At 63.2% G+C, this 15707-nt stretch carries 20 protein-coding genes; 12 read left to right on the top strand and 8 right to left on the bottom strand.

Annotated elements, in window-relative coordinates:
• Nucleotides 1-27 precede the first annotated feature (27 nt).
• From AC1D3C_RS08055 to AC1D3C_RS08040, 4 genes are all read left to right on the top strand, one after another.
• Nucleotides 28-1497 (top strand): extensin-like domain-containing protein, encoded by a 1470-nt coding sequence (locus AC1D3C_RS08055; RefSeq protein ID WP_477482528.1) that lies wholly within the window; start codon nucleotides 28-30, stop codon nucleotides 1495-1497.
• Nucleotides 1498-1506: 9 nt separating this feature from the next.
• Nucleotides 1507-1830, top strand: coding sequence for an MmcQ/YjbR family DNA-binding protein (locus AC1D3C_RS08050; RefSeq protein ID WP_477482527.1), 324 nt, complete (start codon nucleotides 1507-1509; stop codon nucleotides 1828-1830).
• Between the two features lie 653 nt (nucleotides 1831-2483).
• The gene (locus AC1D3C_RS08045; RefSeq protein ID WP_477482526.1) at nucleotides 2484-3410 is read left to right on the top strand and encodes an ABC transporter ATP-binding protein; all 927 of its coding nucleotides are present in this window, start codon (nucleotides 2484-2486) and stop codon (nucleotides 3408-3410) included.
• Nucleotides 3407-4168, top strand: a complete 762-nt coding sequence (locus AC1D3C_RS08040) for an ABC transporter permease (protein WP_038542707.1) — start codon at nucleotides 3407-3409, stop codon at nucleotides 4166-4168. Before AC1D3C_RS08045 ends, AC1D3C_RS08040 begins: the two co-directional genes overlap by 4 nt.
• Nucleotides 4169-4198: 30 nt before the next feature.
• Here AC1D3C_RS08040 and AC1D3C_RS08035 read toward each other — a convergent pair whose 3' ends face one another.
• Nucleotides 4199-5422, bottom strand: a complete 1224-nt coding sequence (locus AC1D3C_RS08035; RefSeq protein ID WP_477482525.1) for an MFS transporter — start codon at nucleotides 5420-5422, stop codon at nucleotides 4199-4201.
• Between the two features lie 100 nt (nucleotides 5423-5522).
• Here AC1D3C_RS08035 and AC1D3C_RS08030 point away from each other — a divergent pair, with 100 nt between their 5' ends.
• A complete protein-coding gene (locus AC1D3C_RS08030; protein ID WP_477482524.1) occupies nucleotides 5523-6500 on the top strand; it encodes an AraC family transcriptional regulator in 978 nt (325 codons plus the stop codon).
• A 2-nt stretch (nucleotides 6501-6502) separates the two neighbouring features.
• Here the strand turns inward: AC1D3C_RS08030 and AC1D3C_RS08025 are convergent, their stop codons facing one another.
• Genes AC1D3C_RS08025 through AC1D3C_RS08015 form a run of 3 tightly spaced genes read right to left on the bottom strand, consistent with a single transcriptional unit; the run spans nucleotide 6503 to nucleotide 8221 of the window.
• The gene (locus AC1D3C_RS08025; RefSeq protein WP_038542711.1) at nucleotides 6503-7207 is read right to left on the bottom strand and encodes a TIGR02281 family clan AA aspartic protease; all 705 of its coding nucleotides are present in this window, start codon (nucleotides 7205-7207) and stop codon (nucleotides 6503-6505) included.
• Nucleotides 7204-7425, bottom strand: coding sequence for a DUF1289 domain-containing protein (locus tag AC1D3C_RS08020; RefSeq protein WP_038586489.1), 222 nt, complete (start codon nucleotides 7423-7425; stop codon nucleotides 7204-7206). Before AC1D3C_RS08020 ends, AC1D3C_RS08025 begins: the two co-directional genes overlap by 4 nt.
• A 19-nt stretch (nucleotides 7426-7444) precedes the next feature.
• Complete coding sequence (locus tag AC1D3C_RS08015) at nucleotides 7445-8221, bottom strand: adenosylcobinamide-GDP ribazoletransferase (protein ID WP_477482685.1); 777 nt, start codon at nucleotides 8219-8221, stop codon at nucleotides 7445-7447.
• A 110-nt stretch (nucleotides 8222-8331) separates the two neighbouring features.
• Between AC1D3C_RS08015 and cobT the strand changes: the two genes are divergently transcribed.
• Together cobT and AC1D3C_RS08005 are read left to right on the top strand one after the other, a co-directional pair.
• Nucleotides 8332-9351 carry a nicotinate-nucleotide--dimethylbenzimidazole phosphoribosyltransferase gene (gene cobT, locus AC1D3C_RS08010; RefSeq protein WP_255394411.1) on the top strand — a complete coding sequence of 340 codons (1020 nt, stop codon included), beginning with the start codon at nucleotides 8332-8334 and terminating at the stop codon, nucleotides 9349-9351.
• A gap of 7 nt (nucleotides 9352-9358) precedes the next feature.
• Nucleotides 9359-9751: a diacylglycerol kinase gene (locus tag AC1D3C_RS08005; protein WP_477482523.1), complete on the top strand. Its 393-nt coding sequence runs from the start codon at nucleotides 9359-9361 to the stop codon at nucleotides 9749-9751.
• 12 nt (nucleotides 9752-9763) lie between these two features.
• Here the strand turns inward: AC1D3C_RS08005 and AC1D3C_RS08000 are convergent, their stop codons facing one another.
• The 3 genes from AC1D3C_RS08000 to AC1D3C_RS07990 are packed head-to-tail and all read right to left on the bottom strand — an operon-like array spanning nucleotide 9764 to nucleotide 11841.
• Nucleotides 9764-10033, bottom strand: a complete 270-nt coding sequence (locus AC1D3C_RS08000) for a type II toxin-antitoxin system RelE/ParE family toxin (protein ID WP_477482522.1) — start codon at nucleotides 10031-10033, stop codon at nucleotides 9764-9766.
• A complete protein-coding gene (locus tag AC1D3C_RS07995; RefSeq protein WP_477482521.1) occupies nucleotides 10030-10263 on the bottom strand; it encodes a hypothetical protein in 234 nt (77 codons plus the stop codon). Before AC1D3C_RS07995 ends, AC1D3C_RS08000 begins: the two co-directional genes overlap by 4 nt.
• A gap of 42 nt (nucleotides 10264-10305) precedes the next feature.
• Complete coding sequence (locus AC1D3C_RS07990; protein WP_038542723.1) at nucleotides 10306-11841, bottom strand: sensor histidine kinase; 1536 nt, start codon at nucleotides 11839-11841, stop codon at nucleotides 10306-10308.
• Between the two features lie 120 nt (nucleotides 11842-11961).
• On the opposite strand from AC1D3C_RS07990, the gene AC1D3C_RS07985 reads away from it, so the two are divergent.
• The 5 genes from AC1D3C_RS07985 to AC1D3C_RS07965 all read left to right on the top strand — a co-directional run bounded on the left by AC1D3C_RS07985 (nucleotide 11962) and on the right by AC1D3C_RS07965 (nucleotide 15014).
• Nucleotides 11962-12528 carry a thermonuclease family protein gene (locus AC1D3C_RS07985; protein ID WP_477482520.1) on the top strand — a complete coding sequence of 189 codons (567 nt, stop codon included), beginning with the start codon at nucleotides 11962-11964 and terminating at the stop codon, nucleotides 12526-12528.
• A gap of 2 nt (nucleotides 12529-12530) precedes the next feature.
• Nucleotides 12531-13190, top strand: a complete 660-nt coding sequence (locus tag AC1D3C_RS07980; protein WP_477482519.1) for a uracil-DNA glycosylase family protein — start codon at nucleotides 12531-12533, stop codon at nucleotides 13188-13190.
• 48 nt (nucleotides 13191-13238) lie between these two features.
• Nucleotides 13239-13727: an Lrp/AsnC family transcriptional regulator gene (locus AC1D3C_RS07975; protein ID WP_046637655.1), complete on the top strand. Its 489-nt coding sequence runs from the start codon at nucleotides 13239-13241 to the stop codon at nucleotides 13725-13727.
• Nucleotides 13728-13829: 102 nt separating this feature from the next.
• Nucleotides 13830-14246 (top strand): ester cyclase, encoded by a 417-nt coding sequence (locus AC1D3C_RS07970; protein ID WP_477482518.1) that lies wholly within the window; start codon nucleotides 13830-13832, stop codon nucleotides 14244-14246.
• A 15-nt stretch (nucleotides 14247-14261) separates the two neighbouring features.
• Nucleotides 14262-15014, top strand: a complete 753-nt coding sequence (locus tag AC1D3C_RS07965) for a helix-turn-helix domain-containing protein (RefSeq protein WP_477482517.1) — start codon at nucleotides 14262-14264, stop codon at nucleotides 15012-15014.
• On the opposite strand, the gene AC1D3C_RS07960 is transcribed toward AC1D3C_RS07965, so the two are convergent.
• The gene (locus AC1D3C_RS07960; RefSeq protein WP_477482516.1) at nucleotides 15011-15700 is read right to left on the bottom strand and encodes a DNA alkylation repair protein; all 690 of its coding nucleotides are present in this window, start codon (nucleotides 15698-15700) and stop codon (nucleotides 15011-15013) included. The genes AC1D3C_RS07965 and AC1D3C_RS07960 overlap by 4 nt on opposite strands.
• Between the last annotated feature and the right edge of the window lie 7 nt (nucleotides 15701-15707).

The raw sequence follows: 15707 nt of genomic DNA, 5'->3' as shown, positions 1-15707 counted from the left end.
TCGGCACCGGAAGAGTGGCAAACTTGTATGGCGTATGCTTCCCTTTCTCGGCGGGTGATCGGCTCGCTGATGATCCCGACAATGCTGGCTGCCTGCTCCGCCGGGGATCTCGTTCCGCCGGCGTCGATCGATAACGGCCGCGTCGGGGCGATCCAGCCGATGCGCGACATACCGCGCGAGCCCGCCTCGCAGCAGGCTTATCCCACGAACCCCGCGCTGGTCTCCGGGGCCCGCGCCGTCGATTACGCGAATACGCCGAACCTTGCGGGCACCGGTTATCCGAATTCGAACTACCAGAATTCGGCCTATCCCGGCTCCGGGGCCAATGACGGCGGCCACTATCTGCGGGCGCCGGAGCCGGTGCAGTCGGCGCCGCTTGGCGCGCCGATGTCGCAGCAGGCACCCGGCGCGCGCCAGGGCCGCCTGCCGATGATCGACAGCGACGAGGCGATGCAGCAGCAGGCATCCGCCCGACAGCGCAACACGACCCGCAATGCCGGGCCGACGACTATTCCAGAAGACGGCGTCAACATCGATGCCGAGCTCGGTTTCGGCCCCGACGAGAGCGACGTCACGGGGCTTGCCGCGGAAGAGGATTCCGATATCGCCGAAGGTGTCGGCGACCAGCCCGTCGTCGACGGCATCGGCACCGACAATCCCCGCGCGCTGCAGTCGCGCCGCCAGCCGATCTCCCAACCCATGAACGACGACCGCGTGCGGGTGCCGCCGAAGCGCCAGGGCGCTGGCCTGCAAGGCGATCTTTCGAGCGGCAACGCGGCCAATCGCGACATGGCTTGGGGTAATGAGCGGAGCATAGCACCTCCCGGCAGCAGATCGGCGGCCGGCACCCAGCAGGTGGCAATGCTGCGGCCCAACAATCCGATGATCGACAGCGGCCCGATGAGCCAGCGCGACATGCCCTGGCAGCGCGATGTGATGCCGCAGTCGGAGGTCAGCTGCCGCGCCGAACTGCGCCGTCTCGGCGTCGAATTCGAAGACCGGCCGAGCATTGATGCCGGCCCGAGCTGCAGCGTGCCCTATCCGGTGAAACTCGCCGGCCTGTCCGGCAATATCGACGTGAAGCCGGCCGTCACGCTGAACTGCCAGACGACGCTCGCCTTTGCCAAATGGGTGAAGAACGAGCTCGCACCCTCCGCCCGTTACCGCTATCTGACCGGCATCCAAAAGATCGTGCCGATGGGCGGTTATTCCTGCCGGCGGATGAACAACAGCAACCAGCGCAACAATCCGATGTCGGAGCACGCCAAGGGCAATGCCATCGACATCGGCCAGATCGTGCTGAAGGACGGCCACGAGATCGACGTGCGCAAGAAGGGCCTGTTCTCGATGCGCGAAGGCGGTCTCCTGAAAGCGGTGCGCAGCGATAGCTGCAAGTATTTCAGCACCGTGCTCGGCCCGGGCAGTAACGCGGAACACTGGAACCATTTCCACTTCGACCTGCGCTCCCGCAGGGGCGGCAAGCGCTATTGCGACTGAAGTCTGACGATGGCCGATGCCGACATGCTCCGCAGTCTGGCCCTCTCGCTCGAAGGAACGTCCGAGGCACCGCATTTCGACCGGGCGGCGTTCAAGGTCAGGCGCATCTTCGCGACGCTTGCGGCCGATGGCCTGACCGCGAATTTCAAGTTCACGCCCGACGAGCAGCAGTTCAAATGCGAGATGCTGCCGCATGCTTTTTCGCCGGTCCAGAACGCCTGGGGCCATCAGGGCTGGACGACGGCGGTTCTTTCCGAACTCGAAGAGGCGGACCTCCGCGACGCTCTGGAAACGGCATGGCGGCATGCGCTGCCCGGCAGACGCAGGACCTGAGCTTCCGCTTCGGATATGGCGATTGCAGCGAGCCTGTGGACATTAACGCTCCCTAAACCATATGCGGAAACCAAACTGGAACCATAAGCCGCGGCGACGCAAGAGTGGTGGTGCCGCAGTCCGCCCCCCAGGCTTTACCCCTACTGCGGCACGAGACCCGACGCGCAGACCATGCCCATCGCGCGTCGGGTCTCACCCGGCCTCCCGAACGGAATTGGCTTGAACCCACAAAAAAGAAAGCCGGCTCAGGGAGCCGGCGAGAGTGGAGGTCGGGCTCGCGAGGAGGAGCCGTGCTTCCGGTTACTGAAGAACTCATACTTGAAAACAGTACGCATGCGGCAAGCGGAAAACGAGAAAGACTAAAACACTATGGTCATGACGGTCGCGCGAGGGGTTACGTGCGGCGTAAAGGCGGGACCGTTGCTTGCCTGGTGGGACAATGCTGTAGGAACGTCACGGAAAAATGACAGCGGCGGTTTCTTCGGTCGAGACATCGCGGTCGAGACCGGATCGTCATTCCGGAGCGGCTCTTCCCGTCGATTATCCTCTGAAACCGTCAGCAATATTCTTCCACAAGGGATGGTTTCGAAGGTTGGGGTGCCTATATTCGCGGCGCATCCCGCAAATAGAATCCTTGGGAAGAACCGTTCCGCATGGCCTCAGTCGTTTCCATAGATAAGCTTACCAAGACCTACGAGAACGGGTTCCAGGCGCTGAAAGGCATCGACCTGGAAATCGAGGAAGGCGAGATTCTCGCGCTGCTCGGCCCGAACGGCGCCGGCAAGACGACGCTGATCTCGATCATCTGCGGCCTCGTCAATCCTTCGACCGGCAAGGTGATGGTCGGCGGCCACGATGTCATCCGGGATTTCCGCCAGACGCGGTCGCTGATCGGCCTGGTGCCGCAGGAATTGACGACCGACATGTTCGAGACGGTGTGGAATACGGTCAGCTTTTCCCGCGGCGTCTACGGCAAGAAACCCGATCCGGCGCTGGTCGAGAGGGTGCTGAAGGAATTGTCGCTCTGGAGCAAGAAGGACAACATGCTGCGCGAACTTTCGGGCGGCATGAAGCGGCGGGTGATGATCGCCAAGGCGCTCGCCCATGAACCGAAAATCCTGTTCCTCGACGAACCGACCGCCGGCGTCGACGTCAACCTGCGCCGCGAGATGTGGCAACTGGTCGAGAAGCTGCGCGAAAGCGGCGTCACCATCATCCTCACCACCCACTATATCGAGGAGGCGGAAGAGATCGCCGACCGGGTGGGCGTCATCAACGGCGGCAAGCTGCTGCTGATCGAGAAAAAGGCGGCGCTGATGAAGAAGCTCGGCCGCAAGCAGCTCCGGCTCGAACTGTCCGAGCCGCTGAAGGTACTGCCGGAAAGCCTCGCTGCCTACAACCTGACGCTTTCCGAAGACGGCACGGCACTGATCCACGAATACCAGGGAGAGGAAGGGCAGGGCACGATTGCATCGCTGCTGTCGACGCTCGCCGCCCAGGACATTCATTTCCGCGATCTTTCCACGCGACAGAGCTCGCTTGAGGATATTTTCGTGGCACTGGTGGGAGAAGACGCATGAATTTCGAAGCGATCAAGTCGATCTATGTCTTCGAGATGGCCCGGCTGCGGCGCACGCTGCTGCAGAGCGTCATTTCGCCGGTCATCACCACCTCGCTCTATTTCATCGTCTTCGGCACCGCGATCGGTTCGCGCATCCAGACGGTCGAGGGCGTTTCCTACGGGTCGTTCATCACGCCCGGCCTGATCATGCTGACGCTGCTGACGCAATGCATCAGCAACGGCTCGATCGGCATCTATTTCCCGAAATTCACCGGCACGATCTACGAAATCCTGTCGGCGCCGGTTGCGATGACCGAGATCATCGTCGGTTATGTCGGTGCGGCGGCGACCAAGGGGCTGATCATCGGCCTGATCATCCTCGCCACCGCCTCGTTCTTCGTCGACATTCACATCGCCCATCCGTTCATGATGGTGCTTTTCCTGGTGCTGACGGCGGTCACCTTCAGCATGTTCGGTTTCATCATCGGCATCTGGGCGAAGAATTTCGAGCAGCTCAACGTTATCCCGATGCTGGTCGTGCCGCCTTTGACATTCCTCGGCGGCAGCTTCTATTCGATCAACATGCTGCCGCCCTTCTGGCAGACGGTCAGCCATTTCAACCCGGTCCTTTATCTCGTCTCCGGCTTCCGCTGGAGTTTCTACGAGATCGCCGACGTCAACCCGATGGTGAGCCTCGGAATGATCACCCTCTTCCTGGTCATCTGCCTGTCGATCCTCGGCTGGATCTTCAAGACGGGTTATCGGCTGCGCAACTGACCGCAGCCGATAACAGTTTTGAGGGTACGTTCAGCCTTGGCTGAGTTGGACCTGGCGCCCGCCACGTGCGACCATCACCGACGCACCGAGAATGGCTGCGATGCCGAGGAAGGTCATGACACCGAGCGGCCCCTGAGCGTCGATCAGCAAGCCGCCGAGTACGGCGCCGCTGGATATGGCGATCTGGAAGGTCGTCAGCAGCAGCGCGCCGGCGCTTTCCGCCTCGTCAGGGGCGGCCCGGGTGATGTAGCTCTGGATGCTGACCGGCAGCGCGCCGAAGGCAAAACCCCAGAGCGTGATGGCAACCGCTGCTGCTGCCGTCGAAGCCCCGAGGGAGACGAGGAGCACGGCGGAAACGGCGATCAGGCTGGAGGCGAAGACGACGCCGAGCGTCGAGCTGCGTTCGGTGATCATGCCGCCGACGATATTGCCGAAGAAACCGCCGACACCATAGGCGAGCAGGAGGAGCGAGACCATCTCGACATCAAGCCGCGGAACGTCTTCCAGATAGGGGCGGATATAGGTGAAGCCCGCAAAATGGCCGGCGACGATGAGAAGGGTGGCGATCAGGCCGATGCGGATCTTCGGCCGCTTGAGGACTTCCGCCAGCGTGCCGAGCCCGGCATGTCCGGCTGGCGGCAGCGAGGGTACGGTGACGAGCTGCGCGATGAGCGCCAGCACGCCGACAGCGCCGGCGAGCACGAAGGCCGCCCGCCAGCCGAGCGTGGAGCCGATATAGGCGCCGAGCGGTGCCGCCATAACGGTCGCCACCGAGACGCCGGTGAAGATCATCGCCATGGCGCGCGGCAGGTGGTTCATGGGCACGAGTCGCATGGCAAGCGCCCCGGCCATGGCCCAGAAGCCGCCAAGCCCGACGCCGAGCAGGACGCGCGACACGAGGAGCAGGGTCAGGCCGTTGGCAAGGGCCGCCAGCGCGCAGGAGAGGATGAGCAGGGCGGTCAGCCCGAACAGCGTCCAGCGCCGGTTGAAGCTGCGGGTGCCGATGACGACGCCGGGGCCGGCAAAAGCTGCGACGACCGCCGTCACCGTCACGGTCTGGCCCGCAACGCCGGAACTGATGCCGAGATCGGCGGAGATCGGGGTGAGCAGGCTCGCCGGCAGGAACTCTGCCGTCACGAGGCCGAAGACGCCGAGGGTGAGCGCGATGACCGCGTCCCACCGGGCCTTGGCCGATGTGTTCGGGGACGACGTGTCGCGCACGACATCGTCCTCTTCAAAAATGCTGTTAGTCATAGTCATGTCCTGTCTTGGGAGGTGGCACGGAAGGCCGTGCCGGGAGGATGGATTAGACTTAGGCGTGACAGTCTGTAGTTTCCATGCTAGAAAATCCGATATGCTTGACCATTTGTCCAAAGAACCATCGATAGACCCCTCCGATCCTCTGACCGAGATGCTGCGGGGCCTGCGGCTCGACGGTGTCGAATACGGCCGCTGCCGGCTTCCCGAGCCCTGGGCGACATCGTTTCCGGCGCAGGAGGCGGCGCGGTTCCATTTCATTTCGTCCGGCTCCGCATGGCTGCAGACGCCCTCCGGCGAATGGCTGGAATTGCGGCCCGGAGATGCGGCGCTTCTGCCGCGTGGCGATGGACATGTGCTGGCAAGCGCCCCCGGAATTCCGCCGCTGCCTTTCGGCCGGTTCGGCCGCAAGGAGGTCTGCCAGGGCGTGTTCGACGTGCAATGCGCCGATGCCTGCGGCGGCACCGTGGCGCTGACGGCCTCGATGCGCTTCAACATCGACAAGCTGCATCCGCTGCTTCAACTGATGCCCGAGGCGATGCTGACCAGCGATCTCGCCAGGAACGAGCCTTCCATCCCGCATCTCCTCGATGCCATGGCGCGCGAGGTGGACATGGACCGGGTCGGCGCCGGCGGCATTCTCGCACGGCTCGCCGACGTGCTGACCGCGACGCTGATCCGCACCTGGGTCGAACACGGTTGCGGCGATACGACCGGCTGGATCGCGGCCGTGCGCAATCCGGAGGTCGGCCGCGTGCTCGCCGCCATCCATCTGCAACCCGACCGTGACTGGACCGTGGCGGCACTGGCGAGGCTGATGGGGGCGTCGCGGTCAGGCTTTGCCGAACGGTTTCTGCGCGTCGTCGGCGAAACGCCGGCCCGCTACGTGGCACGGGTGCGCATGCACCAGGCGCGGCAATGGCTGCGGGACGGCGAACGGGTGGCGACCGTCGCCGAACGGCTCGGCTACGATGCCGAGGCCTCCTTCAGCCGCGCCTTCAAGCGCATTATCGGCGCGCCGCCGAGCCATTTCCGCAGCAAGGGAGAGGGGGTCGCCATCCAGGATTTCGGCTGACCTCAGTCCCGCAATCTCAGCTCGTCGGTCTGCATCTGCAGGGAGCCTAGGGTGGAGAGGAAGCTCATGCCGAGCAGGCTCTCGCCGAGCCTTCCGTCTTCCGCAACCATCGCCCGGACGTTTTTCCGCACGATCGGGCCGATGGCGATTTCGTCCAGCCGCACCCCCGCGGCCATTGCTCGGCCGTTGGCGGTCATCACCGAGACCGAATAATTGAGGCTCTGCGGATTGAGGCCGATCGCGCGGGCATCGTCATAGGAGAGAACCACGGTGCTGGCGCCGGTATCGACTAGCATCGGCAGGACCTTGCCCTGGACCCTGACATTGGTCTGGAAATGGCTGCCCTGGGTCTTGTGGATGATCACCTCGTTGCCGCCTTCGCTGGTCGTCACCACCACGGCGGTACCGGGCAGCAGGCCGGCAGTCACCCTTGCGGCGACATTGCTGGCGTCGTCACGATAGAGATAGGCGGTGACCAGCCCGAGGATGATCAGCAGCCAGATGGCGATATTGCGCAGCACCTCACCGGCATTGCCGCGCCGGCCGGCGAGAATTCCGGCGGCGAGCAGGCCGGCGATCGGCAGGAGGTAGATGATCTGGCCGAAATCGTCGTTGTCGATGCCGAAGGTCTGCCCGGCATCGTGGTTGAAGATCAGCAGCGCCAGGCCAATGCCGAGGACGATGAGAATGCCGGTGAGCGCGTTCATGCGGTGTCGCGTTCCCGGATCATGCGCTGCCGGCGGGTTTCCCGACGCGGCCGGCGCTCGACGGTTTCAAGCCGTGCGGGCAGGGTTTCCATCAGCGCACGGCGCTCCGCATCGGTATAATCCATCCAGGCGGCGATCTCTTCGCGCGTGCGTCCGCAACCGAAACAATAGCCGGTCTTGAGGTCGATCGAACAGACGAGGGTGCAAGGCGAAATCATGCGTCAGTATATCGGGGTTTCAGGCGGCAAGAGCAAGAGTGGCGAGCATGGCGATCTCGCTCAATTGTTGAGTAGCGCCGATCGTATCGCCCGTGTGACCGCCAAGTTTCCGGCGCACGAAACGGGTGAAACCGAAGCCGGCGAGTGCCGCCACGATCAGCGACAATAGGACCTTCGGCAGGCCGAGGACCGGAACGAGAAGGACAAGCGCGATGGCGGCGCCGGAAAACAGCGCGATATTGCGGGCGCCGTCCTCCGGAAATCCGGCGCTTGCCGCGACACCGTTTTCCCGGGCTGATGGCAACGCGCGCCAATGGGCGACCAGGATCGCGCGGCTGACGGCTGCAACGGCAAGCACGGCGAGCGCCGCGGTAACGGCATCGTCGCGGAAAAGTGCTGAAAGCGCCGAGGCCCGCAGGCCGAAAGACAGCACCAGCGCCACGACGCCATAGGCGCCGATGCGGCTATCCTTCATGATCAGGAGCGCGTGGTCCTTGTCCCGCCCCCCGCCGAGACCGTCCGCCGTGTCCGCAAGGCCGTCCTCGTGGAGCGCGCCGGTCACAAGCGTCAGCAGCGCAAGCGCAATCAGGCTGACAAGCAGCGGATCACCGGATTGCAGGAGGAGAAGAACGAGCGCCGGCAGGGCCGCGATGACCAGCCCCGCGACGGGAAAGGCCCGCACCGCCCGCGAGATCGTGCCGTCATGGCCGCGGAAGAAACGGTCCGGCACCGGCAGACGGCTGAGGAACCCGACCGAGCGGGCGAGGTCCGCGATGAATTCCGTTGCGTTTGGCAGTTGTTCCTCCGATCCGACCCGACTATGAGTTTGCGCACACAAGCGCGATTTACGGGAAAAGACAAGTTTTCCCGCCGCGAAACGAGACCGAGACACAAGAGAGACTTTCCATGAGCGTGAGCGGCCTGCCTTTCGACGATTTCCGTGTCCTGCTGCAGAACCTTCCCGGACCAGACCCGCGGGCGCTGGTTGCGGCGCGCGAGCGCGATGCGCAGCTGACCAAGCCGCCGGGTGCGCTCGGTCGGCTTGAGGAAATCGCCTTCTGGCTGGCCGCCTGGACGGGCCGCGCACCGGCCGTCAACCGGCCGCTTGTGGCGATTTTTGCCGGCAATCATGGCGTTACCCGCCATGGCGTGACACCGTTCCCGTCATCCGTCACTCAGCAGATGGTCGAGAATTTCGCAGCCGGCGGTGCGGCGATCAACCAGATCTGCGTCACCCATGATCTCGGCCTGAAGATCTTCGACCTGGCGCTCGATTACCCGACCGGCGACATCACCAGCGAGGCGGCTCTTTCGGAACGCGACTGCGCGGCGACCATGGCCTTCGGCATGGAGGCGATCGCCGGCGGCACCGATCTTCTCTGCATCGGCGAAATGGGCATCGGCAACACGACGATCGCGGCTGCCATCAACCTGGCGCTCTATGGCGGCGAGGCGGAGGACTGGGTCGGTCCCGGCACCGGTTCGCATGGCGAATTCATGGAGCGCAAGATCGCCGCGGTGAAGGCTGCCGTCGAATTCCACAAGGACCACCTGAGCGACCCGTTGGAGATCCTGCGCCGTCTCGGCGGCCGCGAGATCGCTGCGATCGCCGGCGCGATCCTGGCCGCGCGCGTCGAAAAAATCCCGGTCCTGCTCGACGGTTACGTGGTGACGGCTGCGGCCTCCATCCTCAAGGCCGCCAATCCGGCAGCGCTCGACCACTGCCTGATCGGCCATGTCTCGGGTGAACCGGGGCACCTGCGCGCCATCGAACAGCTCGGCAAGACGCCGCTTCTGGCGCTCGGCATGCGGCTCGGCGAGGGGACCGGTGCGGCACTTGCGGCTGGCATCGTCAAGGCGGCCGCCGCCTGCCATTCCGGCATGGCGACGTTCGAGCAGGCCGGCGTCAGCAACAAGAGCCACTGAGCCCCGGATGGAAAAGACGCCGCTCGACTGCAATATCGAAAGGGCGACCGGCATCCGCCGGGTAATTGCGGCCTTCCGTTATTCGATGCAGGGGCTGATGCGCCTGTGGCAGGAGGAAGCCTTTCGCCATGAGGTGATTGCCTGTGCGGCGGCCGTCGTGCTGTTTGCGATCGTCGGTGCCGGTGCTTTCGACTATTTCGTCTTGGCCATCCTGATGCTCGTGCTGTTTGCGGTGGAATCGCTGAACACCGCGATCGAGGAACTGGTCGACCGCATATCCCCGGAAATCTCCACCGTCGGCCGTCACGCCAAGGATCTCGGCTCGTTCGCGGTCTTTTGCCTGCTCTGCGCCAACGGGTTTTTCGTGGTTTATGTGGTGGTCAAGGGCGTCTGGGGGTGAGATTGGCGATTACTAACTCTTGCGAGACGTGTGGCGGAAGCGCTGAATGACGATTTCGTCGACGCCGACACGGTAATAGACCGTGTAGGGATAGGGTTTGAGAAAGAAGCGGCGGGTATTTCTCGGCGTGATACTGCCCGCGAACGGCTGCTCGCTCAAGAACGTCAGCGCTCCGCGAATGCGGGCAGCGACATTGTCTGCACCTTGCGGAGAATGGTCGCCGATATAGGAGATAGCCTCGTCGATTTCGTGGAGAGCTTTGGCCGTGTAGCGAAGTTTCACAGGCTGTACTTTGCCCACATGGCGCGGACTTCTTCCTCGGTCGCAATCTCTCCGCGCTCGATTTCGCGATCGGCTTCTTCCAGATCGGCTTCTTCCTCCGGCGTAAGCTCGTAGACGCCTTCCTGATCGTTTTCACCCATAAAGCTTAGAAGCATAGCGGCGAGCTCGTCCTGCATTTCCGCAGGAAGTTCTCTAGCCTGTTCAATGGCGCGGTCGAGAAGTTTGGTCATATGCGCATTATACACCAAACGTGTCGGTGCAAAAGATACTGCTCAGGCGAAGCTCTTGCGACGGCGGGCGACGGTCTGGGCGTCGGCGACGGCCGGCACGCTCTGCAGCACGCGCGTCGCCGGCAGGATGGCGATCGCCTCGGTGCCTTCGCGCAGCTTGGAGCGCAGGATGAACTGGCCGTCGTGCTTGGCAAGGATCGCCTGGACGATCGGCAGACCGAGGCCGGTGCCCTGTTCGGCGCTCTTGATGGCGATCGAGCCCTGGCCGAAGGCCGACAGCACAACCGGGATTTCCTCTTCCGGAATGCCGGGTCCGTTGTCCTTGATCGCTACATACTGGCCACCACCGGCTGTCCAGCCGACCTTGACGGTCACCTCGCCGCCCTGGGGCGTGAACTTGACCGCATTCGACAACAGGTTCAGCAGGACCTGCCGCATCGATTTTTCATCGACCCAGACCTGCGGCAATTGCGGTTCGAACTGCTGGCTGATCGAGATGTTCTTGGCGCTGGCGCGCAGCTGCACCATGCCGATGCAATCCTCGGCGATCTCCAGCAGCGACAGCGATTCCTCGGCGAGGTCGTAGCGGCCGGCCTCGATGCGCGACAGGTCGAGGATCTCGTTGATCAGATTGAGGAGATGCTGGCCGGAACGGTGGATGTCGCCAGCATATTCCTTGTAGGTCGGGTTGGCGAGCGGGCCGAGGACCTCGGAACTCATGACTTCGGAGAAGCCGAGGATCGCGTTGAGCGGCGTGCGCAGTTCGTGCGACATCGAGGCGAGGAACCGGGATTTGGCAAGGTTCGCCTCTTCGGCGCGGCGGCGGGCTTCGTCCGACATGGATTTCGCCACTTCCAGCTCGGCGATCAGGTCGTCCTTTTCCGACTGATAGGACATCAGCGTCAGGTTGGAGCGATAGAGCCGGTCGGCGATATAGTGGAAGAAGACGACCGCGATGGCGCAGATCGCGATCATGCCGATATCAAGCACATTCCGTGTCAGGATGGCCGTCGCAAGCAGCGCCAGGATCATCGGCAGGAAGCCGAACAACACGCCGAGCCGCAGCATGAAACTGCTCATAGCGGTGATCGAGATCGCGAAAAGGAGAACGGCGCCCTTGTAGAAATAATAGTTATCGCCCGAACAGGCATTGCAGTTCTGTAGCGCGAAGAGCGCCCAGCCGGTGCCGACGATCAACTGCGCCGCGAGCAGCCTGCGGCGCCATTTCTGGACGTCGCCCGAGCCGATGTCCTTGCGGCTGGCGCGACGGGCGATCAGCACGTTGATTGCATGGACGCTGAACATCAGCAGCGCCCAGGCAAAAAGATTGGCGTTCGGATTGAGGTAGACGCCGATCGCCGTCACCACGACGATGAAGATCGGCATGACCGATGCGCCCTGCAGCACGGAATTGACGTGCATGGCGATCATGTCGCGGTCGAAGATCTGATTGCCCTGGGAGCTGGACTGCAGGCGTTCACGCGTGGCGCGCACGGCTTTAGAGACGGCCTTGTTACGGTGGCCGCGCGAGCGATCAACGATGTTCTTGTCGGTCGATGTGCTGACGCCGCTACTCATGGCCACTGAACTGATACCCCGGGTGTTGAGAGAGTATGTCCAAATCCTTAAGAGAGTACTGCCGGGAAAGGTTTTGTTTGCCATTTTCCTGAAGCTTCCGTTTTCCAATAAGGCTGGATTGTGGCTCGAACGTTCAGGGTTTTTCGCGACGGCGCGTTTCTCGTGGCCTTCTTCATCCTTCTGGTGCTGATTGCCGCCAAGCTGGACGAGGCAGCCGACAGCACCGTGCGCGGCCCGTTCCACGTGATCGACGGCGATACGCTGGCGATGGGCGGCGAGCGCCTGCGGCTGCAGGGTATGGATGCGCCGGAACTCGACCAGACCTGCGAAGACGGCCGCGGCAAACCATGGGCCTGCGGGGAGGAGGCGAGACGGCTGCTGATGCGCCTCGTTGCCGACGGTAAGACGGAATGTCTCGGCCGCGAGCGCGACAAATATCGTCGGCTTCTCGTCCGCTGCCATTCGGGCACGACGAGCATCAACGGCACGCTGGTGCGGCAGGGTCTCGCCGTCGCCTCGGGACGTTATGCGCAGGAACAGGTGGAAGCGCGGCGCGAACGGCAGGGGCTGTGGGCCGGCCGGTTCGAAAGCCCGCGCGACTGGCGCGCCAGCCGCGGCACGATGGACGATGTCAGCTTGGTGGAGGCATTTTGGGATTGGATGAAACGGGTGACGGCCTGGCAATGAGCATGGATGATATCGCCGATGGCGGGGAAGATATCGGCGGGCTGGCCGGCGCGATCGCGGCCTGCCGCATCTGTCGCGACGCGCCGGCGAAAGGCGAAGGCGACCGTCTGCCGCATGAGCCGCGGCCGGTCGCAGTGCTATCGAAGACGGCGAAGGTGCTGATCGCCGGCCAGGCGCCGGGGCTTCGGGTGCATGAAAGCGGGCTGCCGTTCAACGATGCCTCGGGAAATCGGCTGCGCGACTGGATGGCCGTGACCCGCGAAGAGTTCTACGATCCGGAAAAGTTTGCGATCGTGCCGATGGGCTTCTGTTTTCCGGGTTACGATGCCAAGGGCAGCGACCTGCCGCCGCGGCTCGAATGCGCGCCGCTCTGGCGGGCTCGGGTGATCGCCGCCATGCCGCAGATCGAGCTGGTTATCGCCGTCGGAACTTATGCGCAGGCCTGGCATCTGGGGAGCCGGCGCCGCAAGGGCATGACGGAAACGGTGGAAAACTGGCGAGACTATGTTTTCGCCAACCAGGGGCCGAGGATACTGCCGCTGCCGCATCCGAGCTGGCGCAATACCGGCTGGCTCAAAAAGAATCCATGGTTCGAGGCGGATCTGCTGCCGGTCCTGCGACAGCATGTGGATAGCTTGATACGGGAAACAAATTTCGGTTAACTGCCACGAATTCGGTGTATAACGAAAAATCATTTCGAAAGGACTCTGATGGACCGCCTCGACCGTAAGATACTCCGCATTCTGCAGGAAGATTCCACTCTCGCCGTCGCGGACCTCGCGAAGAAGGTCGGCCTGTCGACCACGCCTTGCTGGCGCCGCATCCAGAAGATGGAAGAGGACGGCGTCATCCGTCGCCGTGTGGCGCTGCTCGACCCGGTCAAGGTCAATACCAAGGTCACGGTGTTCGTCTCGATCCGCACCGCCAGCCACTCGATCGAATGGCTGAAGCGATTCTCGGAAGTCGTCGTCGATTTCCCGGAAGTGGTCGAATTCTACCGGATGAGCGGCGATGTCGACTACCTGCTGCGCGTCGTCGTGCCGGACATCGGCGCCTATGATGCCTTCTACAAGCGCCTAATCGCCAAGATCGAGATCCGCGACGTCTCCTCGGTGTTTGCGATGGAGCAGATCAAGTACACGACCGAGCTGCCGCTCGACTACATGACGCTGGACAACCAGAAGTCCGGCGAGGAGTGATCGGCCGATTGGCGGATCGGGATCATTTTCTGGCGGGACGGGCCGAGTTCAAACGGCCCGTTTGATTTTATCTGGGCTTCATCGAAACAGATGGAGCTCGCCATGCAGGATCAGGCCAAGACCAACAAGACGATCGTCCGCGGATATATCGAAGAGATCTGGAACCGCGGTCTGATCGAGCGCTTCGAGAATTTTTTCGCTGCCAACTATCAGGAGGCCACCTATTCGCCGGCCAATTCCGAAGGACACTGCGCCATGGTGGCGGTGCAGAAGCGGATCATGCCGGATGCCGTCTGGTCGATCGAGCGGATGACTGCCGAAGACGATAGCGTCATGTGCGAGCTGACATTGCGCGGCACGCACCAGGCGGCTTTCAAGGGCGTCGAACCCTCCGGCAATCCCATCCGCGTGCGCGCCTACCGGAGCTTCGTCCTGAAGGACGGAAAGATTGTCCATCATTCCGCATTGCTCGACACCGCCGAACTGCTAAAGCAGATGCGGGGACAGCAGGCGGTATAGGTAAGCCCGGCAGCGATGGCGACGATTTCTCATGCCTATCATCGGGTGTTTGACGAGCCGTTCGAGATCGAACGGGCCTTCGATGCCGATTACCTGCTTTACGCCTCGGCCGGCACCTTCATTCTCGATATCGGCGACCGCCGCTGGATGCTACCGCCGCAAAGGGCGGCGCTGATCGCGCGGGGAACAGTGATTGCGGTGCGCAGCAATGGGTCGGCCACGGCGTCCTCGGTTCTGTTCGGCGATCGCGAATTCGAAGCGCCGCTACCGGCCTGCCGGGTCTTCGGTCTTTCCGATCTGGCGCGGCAAATGATCCTGCATGTCATGCGTTGGGATACGGGGCGCCCCTCATGCGACGAAACCGCGAATGCCTTCTTCAAGGCGCTCGCATCCGTGGCGAAGGAACTGGCGGCGGACGAGGACGAGACGTGGTTGCCGAAACCGCAGTCGCCGGGCATGGCGGTCGCCGTCGGGCGGATGCTGGAATATCTCGACCGGGACCTCGATTTCGGCTCCCTTGCGGAGGCGTCACGTCTTTCGGAACGGACGCTGGCGCGGCGGTTCGATGCGGAACTCGGCATGAGCTTTCGCGATTTCCGGCATCGGGCGCGGATGGTGAGGGCCAAGGAGATGCTGCTGGCCGGCCGGGAGCCGATAACGGAAATCGGGCTTGCCTGCGGGTTCGAAAGCACGAGTTCCTTCATCAAGGCGTTCCGGACGTTTGCGGGCGCGACGCCGCGGCAATACCGTGTGGGTAAAGCCGGCTAAGCCTTCAGTCGCGCCAGAAGCTTCTCGCCCGACAATTCCTTCACTGCATCCTTGCCGATCCAGCGGGCGGTCCTGTCCGATGAGGCGGCAAGCTTTTCGGAGACTTCAAGAGCCGGGGCGTGGCAGGTCCGGTTGCGTTTGCCGATATTGCGGAGCGCCCAGTTGACCGCCTTCCTAACGAAATTGCGCGGGTCGGCGGAATGCGCCTCGATCAGCGGCAGATAGGCGACGAAGGTTTCATCCGGCTCCTGTTTGCAGTGCACGGCGGCGCCGGCAATCATCGCAAACGCGGTCCGGCGGACGAATTCGCGGTCGTCCGCGGCGAAATCCGCAACGAGTTCCTGCCAGTAGGGCGTTTCGGTCAAAAGGTCGGCGGCGGTGTCGACGATTTCCCAGGAGGCAAAGTCCTCGGCCCATCCGCGCGCCTCGGCCGGCGTCAGCGCGGCGGGATCGGCGGTATAGATCGCAAGCATGCGGGCTTCGCGGATGCCGGTGCGCCAGAGGTCCAGCGCCCGGCCGTGATCGCGTTTGATGGTCCGCGCGATCTTCTGCAGGTCGGGATTGGAAATGCCGATGGCCTTGTCGGTGACGATGCCGAAACGGGCCATCCCCAGGATATTCTCCTCCGATCGCAGCGTTTCGAGATGCGCGATGATCCCGGCGACGTCGGAGGAGGGGCCGATCATGGCCGGC

Source organism: Neorhizobium sp. P1_A6 (genome assembly GCF_056406795.1).
Note: the sequence above shows the minus strand (reverse complement) of the source record. Positions and strands in the feature narration are given on the sequence as shown.